12 protein-coding genes are annotated in these 11924 nt (G+C 66.1%); 5 read left to right on the plus strand and 7 right to left on the minus strand.

Annotated elements, in window-relative coordinates; all coding sequences use genetic code 11:
• Positions 1–89: 89 nt before the first annotated feature.
• Positions 90–1589, plus strand: a complete 1500-nt coding sequence (locus tag ACSE4D_RS04280) for an Ig-like domain-containing protein (protein ID WP_425119315.1) — start codon at positions 90–92, stop codon at positions 1587–1589.
• Between the two features lie 31 nt (positions 1590–1620).
• Here the strand turns inward: ACSE4D_RS04280 and ACSE4D_RS04285 are convergent, their stop codons facing one another.
• Positions 1621–2649 (minus strand): iron-siderophore ABC transporter substrate-binding protein, encoded by a 1029-nt coding sequence (locus ACSE4D_RS04285; protein WP_135537319.1) that lies wholly within the window; start codon positions 2647–2649, stop codon positions 1621–1623.
• 178 nt (positions 2650–2827) lie between these two features.
• Here ACSE4D_RS04285 and ACSE4D_RS04290 point away from each other — a divergent pair, with 178 nt between their 5' ends.
• Positions 2828–3187 carry a helix-turn-helix domain-containing protein gene (locus tag ACSE4D_RS04290; RefSeq protein ID WP_167854311.1) on the plus strand — a complete coding sequence of 120 codons (360 nt, stop codon included), beginning with the start codon at positions 2828–2830 and terminating at the stop codon, positions 3185–3187.
• A gap of 5 nt (positions 3188–3192) precedes the next feature.
• Here the strand turns inward: ACSE4D_RS04290 and ACSE4D_RS04295 are convergent, their stop codons facing one another.
• The 3 genes from ACSE4D_RS04295 to ACSE4D_RS04305 form a co-directional block, all read right to left on the minus strand.
• Positions 3193–3489 carry a hypothetical protein gene (locus tag ACSE4D_RS04295; RefSeq protein WP_135537320.1) on the minus strand — a complete coding sequence of 99 codons (297 nt, stop codon included), beginning with the start codon at positions 3487–3489 and terminating at the stop codon, positions 3193–3195.
• Positions 3490–3551: 62 nt separating this feature from the next.
• On the minus strand, positions 3552–4133 hold the full coding sequence (locus ACSE4D_RS04300) for a ClpP family protease (RefSeq protein WP_135537321.1): 582 nt from the start codon (positions 4131–4133) through the stop codon (positions 3552–3554).
• Positions 4130–4765 carry a ClpP family protease gene (locus tag ACSE4D_RS04305; RefSeq protein WP_205683266.1) on the minus strand — a complete coding sequence of 212 codons (636 nt, stop codon included), beginning with the start codon at positions 4763–4765 and terminating at the stop codon, positions 4130–4132. The genes ACSE4D_RS04300 and ACSE4D_RS04305 overlap by 4 nt, the downstream gene beginning before the upstream one ends.
• A 145-nt stretch (positions 4766–4910) precedes the next feature.
• Between ACSE4D_RS04305 and ACSE4D_RS04310 the strand changes: the two genes are divergently transcribed.
• The 3 genes from ACSE4D_RS04310 (at position 4911) to ACSE4D_RS04320 (ending at position 6948) form a co-directional block, all read left to right on the plus strand.
• Positions 4911–5549, plus strand: a complete 639-nt coding sequence (locus tag ACSE4D_RS04310; RefSeq protein WP_135537322.1) for an endonuclease — start codon at positions 4911–4913, stop codon at positions 5547–5549.
• Positions 5550–5601: 52 nt separating this feature from the next.
• Entirely contained in the window at positions 5602–5907 is a 306-nt protein-coding gene (locus ACSE4D_RS04315) for a hypothetical protein (RefSeq protein ID WP_135537323.1), read from the plus strand.
• A 243-nt stretch (positions 5908–6150) separates the two neighbouring features.
• Complete coding sequence (locus tag ACSE4D_RS04320) at positions 6151–6948, plus strand: YidC/Oxa1 family membrane protein insertase (protein ID WP_135537324.1); 798 nt, start codon at positions 6151–6153, stop codon at positions 6946–6948.
• 164 nt (positions 6949–7112) lie between these two features.
• Here ACSE4D_RS04320 and ACSE4D_RS04325 read toward each other — a convergent pair whose 3' ends face one another.
• From ACSE4D_RS04325 to ACSE4D_RS04335, 3 genes are all read right to left on the minus strand, one after another.
• Positions 7113–9662: an ATP-dependent Clp protease ATP-binding subunit gene (locus ACSE4D_RS04325; protein ID WP_425119313.1), complete on the minus strand. Its 2550-nt coding sequence runs from the start codon at positions 9660–9662 to the stop codon at positions 7113–7115.
• A 216-nt stretch (positions 9663–9878) separates the two neighbouring features.
• Positions 9879–10676: a DUF3152 domain-containing protein gene (locus tag ACSE4D_RS04330; protein WP_135537326.1), complete on the minus strand. Its 798-nt coding sequence runs from the start codon at positions 10674–10676 to the stop codon at positions 9879–9881.
• A gap of 157 nt (positions 10677–10833) precedes the next feature.
• Positions 10834–11502, minus strand: a complete 669-nt coding sequence (locus ACSE4D_RS04335) for a VOC family protein (RefSeq protein WP_425119312.1) — start codon at positions 11500–11502, stop codon at positions 10834–10836.
• Positions 11503–11924: the final 422 nt, after the last annotated feature.

Below are 11924 nucleotides of genomic sequence, written 5' to 3' on the forward strand. Positions count from 1 at the left end.
TTGAGAAGCGCTTTCGTTAATACTTTCGTGATTTCACTTCATTACCATTGTTCGCAGCTCTCATCCCTGTGTTCGAACGAGGTTCCCTGTTGCCCAAGAAGATCCAAGGGGCTATTGCCGCCTTTTCGGTGCTTGCCCTGCTCACGGCGTGCACGCCGTCGAGCTCCGACCCCGACGCGACTCGCAAAGATGCGAAGACCGCCGAGGCAGCCGCCGATCCCGTCTTCCGCGTCGGTGCCATCACGAACGACTCGGCCGAGACCGCCGCCGAGGCGGCCCCGTCTTCCCCGCCCACCGATGATGCGACATCCACCGCGGCCCCGAGCGCATCAGCACCGGCAGCCATCCCGACCGGCGACGCATTCGGAGAGGTCGTCGAATCCGGTGACGAGCTCGATCTCGAGGCCGGGCAGCGCATCGGCATCGCCGTCGAGAACGCCACCCTCACCGACGTCTCCGTCACCGAGCAGGAGCACCCCCGCATCACCGCCGACCCGGGCACCTTCTTCGACGTCTCCGGCACCGCCCTCGACACCGATGACGATGCGCAGGCGGGCTCTTCGACCCCGACGTCCACGTCTTCCGAACCGAGCGACAGCTCCTCATCCGAGGCCGCCTCGGGCGAGACCAAAGACAAGGACGGCGCCGAGGCGGTCACCGCCCCTGCAGAGTCCGCCGCCTGGATCTCCCGCTATGATCTCGTCGCCGACAGCGAGTACACCGTGGAGGCCACCGCCACCACACCAGACGGGGACGAAGCCGAGCTCAAGACCACGGTGGCCGTCGGTGCCACCACCGCCGCGCCGATGTCGGTGCGCACGACGCTCGCCGACGATCAGACGGTCGGCGTCGCCGCCCCCATCATCCTCAGCTTCGGCTCCACCGTGTCCGAAGACTTCCGCGACGATGTGGAACGCAGACTCTCGGTGAAGGTCACCGACAAGGACGGCAAGGAGCGCAAGGTCGAAGGGTCCTGGGGATGGCTGTACGACGATCCGCAGTCCCGACTGCACTTCCGCCCGAAGGAGTTCTGGCCCGCCCATTCGAAGGTCTCCGTCGACGTGCCGCTGAAGAATGTGCCCACGGGCGAGAACAGCGTGGGGCAGAACGACCTCACCCTCGATTTCGAGATCGGCCGCAAACAGGTCGTCGAGGCAAGCGCGAAGACCCACCGCATGGTCGTCACCCGTGACGGCAAAGAGGTGATGGACTTCCCCGCGTCCCTCGGCGCCCCGAAATCTCCGTCGTACAACGGCACCCACGTGGTGATGTCGAAGGCCGCCGACTACACGATGAAGTCAGAGCAGTGGGACTATGAGACCGATGTGCAGTGGGCCGTGCGCATCCACAACAACGGCGAATTCATCCATGCCGCCCCCTGGTCGACCGGCGTCCAAGGTTCGCAGAACGTCTCCCACGGCTGCATCAACCTCTCGACCCAACGGGCGAAGCAGTACTTCGATTCGGCGATCTTCGGCGACCCCGTCGAGATCACCGGCTCCCACGTGAGCCTGTCGACTCAGGACAGCGACATCTCCGACTGGGTCTACAGCTGGAAAGACTGGCAGAAGCTGAGCGCGCTCGACTGAGCACGCCCAGCTTCCCGGCCGGCCCCCTGTTCTACTTGTCGAGCTTCTTCACTGCCTTGTCGATCATCGGCACGTAGCGCTCGAGAGTCCACGGGACGGTGAGCGGGTTGATGATCGAGGACCCGGTGACGAAGGCCTGGTCCTCTGATGCCACGACGGCGCCGGATTTGACGGCGGGAATGTTTGCGTACAGTCCCTGGGACTCCACTTCCTTCTTGTTCTTCGCATCGGAGTAGAACGTGAAGATGAGGTCCGAGTCGTTGAGCTTGTCGGCATTCTCCAGACCGATGAGTGCCGAGTCCGTGCCCGGTTCGTCGTAGTCCTTCTTCAGCTCGTCGATGACCGGGTCCGGGGTCAATCCGAGCGCGGAGACCATCGCCACGCGCTGCTCGGAGGGATAGAAGACACCGAGCGTGCCGGGCCCCGAGTTGTAGACGTAGGAGAACGTGAGGTCCTTGTACTCGTCCCGCTTGGCCTCTTTCAGCTGGGTTTTGATGTCGTCGACGAGGCCCTCGGACTCCTCTTCCTGACCGAGCGCTTTCCCGATCGTCGTGATCTGCTCATCCCATTCAATCGTCCACGGCTGCTTCGGGTAGGCCACGGTCGGGGCGATGTCATCGAGCTGCTTGTACTGCTCAGCGGTCACACCCGACCAGGGGGCGAGGATGACATCGGGTTCGAGTTCGGCGATGGCCTCGACGTCGAGTTCCGTGTCGCCCTGGAACTGCTTGGGCAGCTCCTCTCCTTTTTCCTTCACGGCTTCATAGATCCACGGCATGTACCCCGTGTCGTCGCTGCCCCAGGCATATTCCTCCATACCGACCGGAGTCTTGCCCAACGCGATCGCGGTCTCCGTCGATCCCTGGCCGAGGGTGACGACGCGTTCGGGCTCGGACTCGATGACCGCCTCCCCCAGCGCGTGCTTGATCGTCACGGTCTCGAAATCGGCAGATCCGGATTCCTCCGCGGACTGCGATCCCTGTCCGCAGGCGGTGGCGGTGAGCGAGAGCGCAACGAGCGCTCCGGCGATGACGGCCCGGCGGCTGTGAGGAACTGACATTCCTGTCCTTTCGACAGTGGTCGGAGCCTGATGCGACTCCTCGACATTAACGTAGGACAGCCTAACTTAACTGGCTGCCGATTCCGCAATGCCTGTGAGTCACTTCACGTCGAAGTTCCTTCTCTGCTGAGAGCAGAAGCTCTCGCCGAGGCGGCCCTGCAGATCGTAGGCTCACCACATGACCCACATGCTCCCGCACAGTCCGACCCCGCCGCTGCTGTGGCGTGAGGCGCTCGGCCGCGCACTCCGACTGCGCCGCACCGACATGGGTCTCACCCTGGCACAGGTCTCTGAACGGTCCGGGGTCTCGACCCAGTTCCTCTCCGAGATCGAACGCGGACTCAAGGACCCGTCGTCGGAGGTCATCGAGGCCGTCGCAGCGGTCCTCGGATTGCAGCTGCCGCAGATCCTCGTGCTCGCGGCTGTCGGCATGACCTCCGGAGTCTCCGCGACCACGCTCCTCTCCGCCGCCGATATGACGCGAGCCGCACCCTCGCCGCCGGCGGCGGGTCAGGTGCGGCTCGCTCTGGCCGCCTGAACGACTCAGCCGTTGCCGGCCTCGAGCCGATTCGCCCGCAGCACCTCGAGGCGGGCGCGGTATTCGGCTTCCTCGATGTCACCTTCGGCGAAACGCTGCGCCAGGGTCGCCTCGGCGCTCCTCGTCCCCTCTCGTGCCGCATACGCCCACGGCGGTCCCCCGGCCTGCCGCCACCGGCGTCGGTTGAGGGTGATGATGTCGAGGAGGACAAGTCCTGCCAGTGCGGCCGCGCGCGGTCCCGGCCGCCTCGCCGCGAAGAAGATCGCAGGTGAGACGACCGCAGTGCCGATGCGTACGATCATTGCACCCGACGCCGTCGTCATCCTCGGGGAGTACTTCCGACCACCTCGGCGGGAGCAGGGAGTCAGAGGATGACGTCGACGAGTCCGAAGTCCCGTGCCGCCTGGGCGTCGAGGACGAGGTCGCGATCGAAGTCACGGTGGATCTGCTCCGGGGTCCGCCCTGTGCTGCCGGCGAGCATCTCTTCGACTTCTCGGCGCTGTCGGACGATCTCGTCTGCGGCGACGATGAGGTCGGGAATCGTGCCCCGTGCACCTTCGGCATGCGGCTGACGCAGCACTGCGCGGGCATGTGCGAGCATCGCCCGCTGACCGGGCTCTCCTGCGGCCAGGAGCACTGCCGCATCCGCGACCGCCTGCCCGACGCAGGTGGTGGCCACGGGCGCGCCGATGTGGTGCATGGCGTCGAAGATCGCAGTCATCGCGGTCAGTGACCCGCCCGGGGAGTTGATGTACATGCTGATCGGCAGATCCCGGCTGCCCGAATCGAGGTGGAGCAGCTGCGCAATGATCGTGTTCGCCACTCCGTCGTCGATGGGCACGCCGAGGTAGACGATGCGGTTTCCGAGCAGATGCGAGTAGACGTCGACGATCTTCTCGCTGCCCCCGGAGCGGTCGACGACATTGGGAATCGTGTACTGGCTCATCGCCCTCCTCCGATCTGGGCATGCAGGTCGGCCGGGGAAGTGAGGACCCGGTCGATGAGTCCGTACTCGATCGCCTCCTCGGCGGTGAACCACCGGTCCCGCAGTGAGTCTTCGAAGATGCGTTCGTGCGTCTTCCCGGTCGCCTCGGCGATCCGTTGCAGGACGGAGTCCCGGACCTCTCGGAGGTCGTCGCCTTGGAGTTCGATGTCGGCGGCGGCTCCGCCGATCCCACCCGAGCCTTGGTGGAGGAGGATACGAGCGTGAGGCAGGGCGAGACGTTTCCCTGTCGTGCCCATGCTGAGCACGAACTGCCCCGCCGAGGCGGCCCACCCGAAGGCGATCGTGACCACATCATTGGGCAGGGCGGCGATGGTGTCGGCGATCGCATGCATCATCGGCACGGATCCGCCCGGAGAATTGATCCACAGGTGGATATCGGAACGCGGATCCTCGGCGGAGAGGAGGACGAGGCGGGAGATGATCTCCATTCCGCTCTCGTCGCGCAGCTCTCCGTTGAAGACGACGGATCGGTAGGCGTAGAGCATGCGCTGGGATTCGGGGATCGTGGTCGTCGGCGGAGACTCGTCGGCGTCGGAGAACATCGGTGGGCTGGTTGCGGATCGTGTGTGCATGCCTCAACTGTGCGACCTGGCGACGGCGTAGCGGGCACAAATCCGCTGGAAGCGGGACGGTGCCGCTGTGAGCGGACGAACACCGGCAGCTGAGGCTCCGGCGACCCTTGACTCTTCGACCGGGCTCGGACATAGGATCGGCCGCATGAGTACACAGCGAGATCGGGCCGGCCGCCTCCTCGATGGGCACGGTCGCACCTTCGCCGCGGAGGCCTCGATCACTCTCCGGGACAAGCCGGCCCCGCTGTGGCAGCTGCTCGTCCTCAGCCTGCTCCTGTCGACGCGCATCAGCTCTGGCATCGCCCTCGCGAGCGCGCGCGAACTGTTCTCGGCGAAGTGGAGAACTCCGCAGAGCCTGCACGCGAGCACGTGGCAACAGCGAGTCGATGCGCTCGGGCGCGGCGGTTATCGGCGGTACGACGAGAGCACCGCCACCCGTCTGTCCGAGGCCGCCGGTCTGCTCATCGACCGCTGGGACGGGGACCTGCGGAAGCTGCGCGATGAGGCCGAGGGGCAGCCTCGCCGGATTGCGAAGCTCCTGCAGGAATTCACCGGGATCGGTCCGACCGGGGCGTCCATCTTCCTCCGAGAGGTCCAGCAGGTCTGGCCCTCGGTCAGGCCCGCCTTCGACCCGCTCGTCCGCAAGGGCGCGAAGACGGCCGGTCTGCCTGAGCAGGACGAGAAGCTGGCCGCATTGGTCGACGAAGAGGACCTCGCCGGGTTCGCGGCCGCGCTCGTGCGTCTCGCCCGAGATCCGGACCTCGCCGCCGACGCGCAGGACTGAGACCGCCACGCGGGCTCGCGTGCTAGCATCGACGCACAGGAAAGGGGACGAGATGATGGCGAATATGTGGCTGACTCTGCAGCTGCTCGTCGTCGTGCTGTCTTCCGATCTCGACTCGGTCGTTCCCCAATCCCCCATTCATCTCATCGTTCTGGCTCTCCTCGGCGCGGCCCTGCTGACGCCGATCGCTGCCTGGGCGAGCATCGCTCTGCTGCGCGTGCTGTCGCTGTCGACGCGTCCACCGTCGCTGCCGGACATGCGCAGCAGTGTGCGCGAGTTCCGGATGCCCGAAGAACCCGGCACTCCGGGTACGGCTTTGGCCAGAGCACCGACCGGCGTCGTTCACGCCATCGCCTGAACGACGCTTCCCCCGCGCTGTCGCACGGGACCCGGGTGCCGTTTCGCACGGGGCCAGGGTGTCGTTTCGCACGGGACCCGGGTGCCCTTCGCACGGAACCCGCGTGCCGCCTCGGCGCGGGGAATCTCCCCGACCGACGGTGCATCCGTCCGCGAAGTGTCCTCCTGCCTCGTCACGGTGATGGCCTCATTCGGCCCAACTCACCCGCGCCGCAGTGCGCCCAGTCCCTAGGACACAGCCCAGATGAATATCTATGAATTCCTCCCCATCCGCCTGCTCGTCGAAGCCGCATACACCGTGGTCACCGGCATCAGCTCCTTCCTCGAACCCTTAGCCGGCGGCTTCAGCGCAGCACTGGCCGTCATCGTGCTCACCCTTCTGGTGCGGGCGGTGCTCATCCCCGTCGGAGTCTCCCAGGTCAAAGCCGGGATCACCCGCAAACGGCTCGCACCGAAGATCAGCGAGCTCCAGACGAAGTACAAGAAGCAGCCCGAGCTCAAGCAGCAGAAGCTCATGGAGCTGTACAAGGAGGAGAACGCCTCCCCCTTCGCCGGGTGCCTGCCGGTGCTCGCACAGATGCCCGTGCTCATGGCCGTCTACGGACTATTCATCAACGCGACGATCGGCGGGCACACCAATGAGCTGCTCGGACACACGTTCCTCGGACTGCCCCTGAGCACGAGCTTCGTCAAGCTGCTCGGCGCCGGAGACCTGACCGGTTCGGCGATCACCGTCTACCTCATCCTCGTCGTGCTCATCGGCGTCGTCGCCGGCTTCTCCCGCCACCTGCTCACCCCCGCCGCCCCGGAGACTCCCGCAGCTCCCCCGGCCCGATCAGGCCACGAGTCCCCGGCGATGCCGGACCTGTCGGGAGTGATGAAGACCCTGAGCTTCATGCCCTTCATCACCGCAGTGATCGCGCTCTTCGTCCCCTTGGCTGCCGCTCTCTACCTGGCGACGACGACCACGTGGACGCTGTGCGAACGACTCGTCCTCAACCGTCTCCTCGGCGCAAACGAGGAACAGCCGGTGAAGAGCTGAGAACGTACGTCGGGCTCAGCGGTGCGGTGCAGCGCTTCGTGCTGCACCGCGCATTATGCGGCGCAGTGATTCGCGCGGCAGACGAAGAGCCCGGGGTGAAGGACCTGCGATCCTCCTACCTCGGGCTCTTCGGTTCGACGGTCGGTGCACGACCGCCTCGGCGATCAGGCGGTGATGACCTCCTGTCGGGCCTCGGGCGTGACCGTGAGATCCCCGTCGACGACGGTGGCGCGGATCCGGCCACCGTCGCCAACCGCCTCGGTGACGAGGAGATCGGCGATCCGGTCATCAAGCTCGCGCTGGATCACCCGGCGCAGCGGACGGGCACCGAATTCGGGCTCATACCCGGCGTCGGCGAGCCAGTCGAGAGCCTCGGGCGAGACATCGAGACCGATGCCCTGAGCCTCGAGACGCTGCCGTGAAGCCTCGAGCTGATGGCCCACGATGGCGTGGAGCTGCTCACGATCGAGACGGGAGAACATCACGGTGTCGTCGATGCGGTTGATGAACTCCGGACGCATGAACTCCTTGAGCCGACCCATGACCTTGGCCTTGAGGTCCTTCTCCGCATCCTCGGCGGCACCAGAGGCGAAGCCCAGCGGAGTGCCGGACATGAACTCCGAACCGAGGTTGCTCGTCATGATGATGACGGTGTTGCGGAAGTCGACCGTCCGACCCTGACCGTCGGTCAGCCGTCCGTCGTCGAGGACCTGCAGCAGCAGGTTGAACGCATCCGGGTGGGCCTTCTCGACCTCGTCGAGAAGGATGACCGAGTACGGGCGGCGGCGGACCTGCTCGGTGAGCTGCCCGGCCTCGTCGTAGCCGACGTAGCCGGGAGGGGCACCGACGAGACGGGACACGGTGTGGCGTTCGCCGAACTCACTCATGTCGAAGCGGATCATCGCGGATGCGTCATCGAACAGGGTCTGTGCGAGCGCCTTGGCCAGTTCGGTCTTGCCGACACCGGTGGGGCCGAGGAACAGGAAGCTGCCGATCGGCCGGTTGGGGTCGCTCATCCCGGTCTGGCTGCGGCGGATGGCGCGTGACACCGCGGTCACCGCTTCGTCCTGCCCGACTACACGATCGTGGAGGACGTCCTCCATGTTCGCCAGGCGCACCTTCTGACTCTGCGTCATCCGGGCCGCCGGGATTCCGGTGGCACGGGAGACCACCTGGGCGATCTCCTGGTCGTCGATGATCGCCTCGGCGGCAACGGTCTTCGCGGCGTCGGCACCCGGGTTCTCCGCGGTGTCGATCCGGGCGGCCACCTCGGTGGTCTCATCGCGCAGGCGTCCGGCGCGTTCGTAGTCCTCGACCTCGATCGCGGATTTCTTCTCCGCCTCGAGCTCGGAGAGCTTGAGCTTGAGGGCGTCGATGTCGACACCAGGTCCGCGCTTGAGCGACATCCGGGCACCGGCCTGGTCGATGAGGTCGATGGCCTTGTCCGGAAGGAACCGGTCGGTGATGTAGCGGTTGGAGAGTTCGACGGCGGCCCGGACCGCCTCGTCGGTGTAGGTGACCTCGTGGAATTCGGCGTAGCGGTCCTTGAGTCCGTCGAGGATGGTCACGGCATCGGCGACGCTCGGTTCGCCCACGGTCACCGGCTGGAATCGGCGTTCGAGAGCTGAATCCTTCTCGATCGTGCGGTATTCCTTGAGCGTGGTCGCGCCGATCATGTGCAGATCGCCGCGCGCCAGTCGCGGTTTGAGGATGTTGCCGGCATCCATCGAATTCGCTTCGCCGTTGCCGCCGGCGCCGACGAGGGTGTGGAGTTCATCGACGAAGACGATCATGTCTCCGTCCTCGGCGATCTCATTCAGCGCCCCGGTCAGTCGTTCTTCGAAGTCGCCTCGGTAGCGGGTGCCCGCGAGCATTCCGGGCATGTCGAGGGAGATGATGCGTTTGCCGTGCAGCTGCTTGGGCACATCGCCGGAGTGGATGGCACGTGCGAGGCCTTCGGCGATCGCGGTCTTGCCGACGCCGGCCTCGCCGAGGAGGACGGGGTTGTTCTTCGTCCGGCGGGCGAGGATCTCAATGGTCTGTTCGATCTCGTGGGCACGGCCGATGACCGGGTCGAGGCGGCCTTCGGCGGCGAGCGCCGTGAGGTCGGTGCCGTACTTCTCCAGCACCGATCCCTGCCCGTCCTCACCGTCGGCTTCCTGACCGGGGTGCATGCCTGCGGCCTCGGCTGCTTCGGCTCCTGCCTGCAGGGCCGCCTGGGTGACTCCGGCCTGGGAGAGGATGCGGCCCGCAGGCATCTCCTGGTTGAGCACGAAGGCGAAGAAGATGTGCTCCGGGTCGATGTAGGTCGAGCCGAAGGCGCGGGCCACCTGGTAGGCGTCGAGCAGCGCCCGCTGGGCCGAACCGGTCAGCGTCGGTGTGGATTCCACCTCGGTGTCGGTACTCGCCGGAAGGCGCTCTTCGATGCTGTGAGCGATGGCCTCGGGGTCAGCACCTGCCTGCCGCACGGCGGAGATTCCCGGTTCGGAATCGACCATCGTGCGGAGGATGTGGAGTGCGTCGACCTCGGACTGTCCGTGCCTGCCGGCGAATTCGGCGGCGGCCTCGATGACTTCGTGGCTGCGCTTGCTCAGCAGGCGGTTGATGTCGACGGCTCGCCCGCGGCGGGCTCCGTTCTGTCCCTGGAGGAAGCGGGCGAGGAACTCGTCGAATGAGTCTCCACCCGAACCTGCGGGTCCGAAGAATGTGGCCAAAGCCGACCTCCTCTTTCAGAGTTGAGCGTATACGACTCAATCAACAGGAGATCCGCTGCAGTTATTCCCGCGCGAATCTGAGGTCGCCGTCACACGCCGCCACGGCCCCGATGAGGGGCTGGCGGCCGGGTGGAGCGGACGCGGTCGGACGGTCGGACGGTCGGACGGAGCGGCAGTCGCCTTCACCACGGAGCGGCAGCACAGCCTCAGACGCACTCAGCCTTTCGAGGGCCATCCATTGGGTTCGCAGCCCTGCAGACCTTTGGTCTGCTGCTGCATGAGCGGTGCGGCCTCCCCGGGGCCGGGACAGGACTCGTGACCATGGCCCAGTGCATGTCCGACCTCGTGATTGATGAGGTACTGCCGATACTGGACGATGTCATCGAACTCCTCGGTGGCCGCGACCCAGCGTTTGGCGTTGAGGATGACATTGGGTCCGTTGCGGCACGAGAGTTTGCCCAGGGTGCGCAGTGGCAGGCACATTTCGTCGACGGTGTCGGGGCTGGCGATGGAGATCATCGTGTCCTGCCCCTCGTCGACGAGTTCGATGGAGACATCGTCGATGTCCTGCCAGCCGCGCTCGTCCTGGAGGGTCCTGATGATGAAGTCGCCGGCTTCGTCGACGTCGATGGGCAGGTTGTCTTCGACGCGCAGTGCAACCTTGAAGGTCTTGCCTCCGTCGCGGTTGAGTCCGGTCTCTTCGGCCGGTCGATCCCATTTCCCGCTGCCGTGAGCGTCGATGTCGTCTTCGCTGACTCCTGCCGCGCCGGCGTCATCGACGTTCGCGGTTTCGGTCGGCGCAGGCGACTCCGTCGGGTCGTCGCTCGCCTGGCCGCTTGTCTGGTCACTCGGGCCGGGCGATGCCACGGCAGTCTCGGCTGCCTTCGGGGTCGGCCGGGTCTCCTCGTCTGCGGCGGGCGCACAACCGCTCAAACCGATGAGCAGCGAGACAGCGGCAAGGGAGGTCAGGGCGCGTAGGTGCGAGCGGGAGGCGAGGCGGTTTCGACTGAGCACGCATGCGAGTCTAGCCGCCGCCTCGTCGAGAAACAGGTTGAGTGCCGAAACACGCGTGCACGCGGCAGTGCTTCGGCGCTCATCCCGTGTCTCGACGCCCGGCTTGAGTTTCGACGCCCGGCTTGTGTCTCGGCGCTCCGCTTGTGTTTCGGCGAAATCAGAACTCGAGGACACCGCCGGGGCCGCGCAGCTTCGCCCGCAGGCGGCACTCTGGTCCTTCAAGAACTTCGGCGTCGCCGGCTCCGAGCACCTCGAGCACCTGCCGGGCCGCCTCGGGTTCCGGGGATTCCACATGGAACTCGAGGAGTTCGAGGGTGGGCAGGGCCGCCTCGGCGGGGTGAACCGACTCGGCCCAGTCGATGAGGAACGGCTGCGCACCTGCGTGCGGGAGCGGGGAGCGGGTGGTCAGTCGCCATTCGAGGCGGTCGCCGTCAGCGGTGTCGCGGGCCATGTCCTTGACCTCGCCGAAGTCGATTCCGGCGGAGTTCGCGGCCGCGATCTTTGCGAGGAAGGCCCGCGGGTGGATGGCCCAGGTCTGCAGGGTCAGCCCCGTGGACAGGTGCGCGTCGAGCGGGAGCGTCCCATCAGCGGGCGGTTCCTGCTGCGGGTCGGGCCCGAGGATCTCGAGGTAGGTGCGGGCACCGTCCGGCCAGTGCGCGGGGGCGAGACCGAGCAGGAAGTTCGCGGTCCCCATCCCCGTGTGCGAACCGCCGGAGACAGCACGCAGACCGGTGGCTTCCTCGACGGCGGCGACCCCGGCTTCCAGGTCGGGAACCGTGATGATGAGGTGGTCGAGTTCAGCGGGAATGGTGTTCGGAACGTCCATGATCCACCCGGACCTTTCAAATGAGTGCGTAGACCCTCAGTCTCCCCCGCTTCGACGTCGAGGGCAATGCCGAAGAGGGCGCGGGCCGTGCGAATCGTCGCCGGGGCACCCTTAGGGCCAGCCACCAAGCGAGCAGCATCCCGGGCCTCGGGTGCGTACCACCCACGAGCTCCGGACGCGCAACATCCTCGGCGTGCCTCATTCGGACCCGAACCTCGAATTGCTCAACATCTTCTCGAGGGTCGGGTGCGACGATGACCTGATGGTCGAAATCCGAATTGCTCAACATGTCTCAATATGAAGCCCCGGATTGACCGCGATCAGTACGATGCGCTTAACTCGAACCATGCACTTCCACCTCGGGACCCGCTCCGGACATCGCCTCTGCCTGCATTCCATGGCACCGGCAACGTCCGCATATT

The organism is Brevibacterium sp. FAM 27836, assembly GCF_051351055.1.
Taxonomy (GTDB): domain Bacteria; phylum Actinomycetota; class Actinomycetes; order Actinomycetales; family Brevibacteriaceae; genus Brevibacterium.

Coding starts and splice junctions, on each gene's coding strand:
- ACSE4D_RS04290 (WP_167854311.1), top strand. CDS start 2,828: ATGACCCACATGCTCCCGCACAGTCCGACCCCGCCGCTGCTGTGGCGT.
- ACSE4D_RS04335 (WP_425119312.1), bottom strand. CDS start 11,502: ATGGACGTTCCGAACACCATTCCCGCTGAACTCGACCACCTCATCATC.
- ACSE4D_RS04310 (WP_135537322.1), top strand. CDS start 4,911: ATGAGTACACAGCGAGATCGGGCCGGCCGCCTCCTCGATGGGCACGGT.
- ACSE4D_RS04300 (WP_135537321.1), bottom strand. CDS start 4,133: ATGAGCCAGTACACGATTCCCAATGTCGTCGACCGCTCCGGGGGCAGC.
- ACSE4D_RS04285 (WP_135537319.1), bottom strand. CDS start 2,649: ATGTCAGTTCCTCACAGCCGCCGGGCCGTCATCGCCGGAGCGCTCGTT.
- ACSE4D_RS04295 (WP_135537320.1), bottom strand. CDS start 3,489: ATGATCGTACGCATCGGCACTGCGGTCGTCTCACCTGCGATCTTCTTC.
- ACSE4D_RS04305 (WP_205683266.1), bottom strand. CDS start 4,765: ATGCACACACGATCCGCAACCAGCCCACCGATGTTCTCCGACGCCGAC.
- ACSE4D_RS04315 (WP_135537323.1), top strand. CDS start 5,602: ATGATGGCGAATATGTGGCTGACTCTGCAGCTGCTCGTCGTCGTGCTG.
- ACSE4D_RS04320 (WP_135537324.1), top strand. CDS start 6,151: ATGAATATCTATGAATTCCTCCCCATCCGCCTGCTCGTCGAAGCCGCA.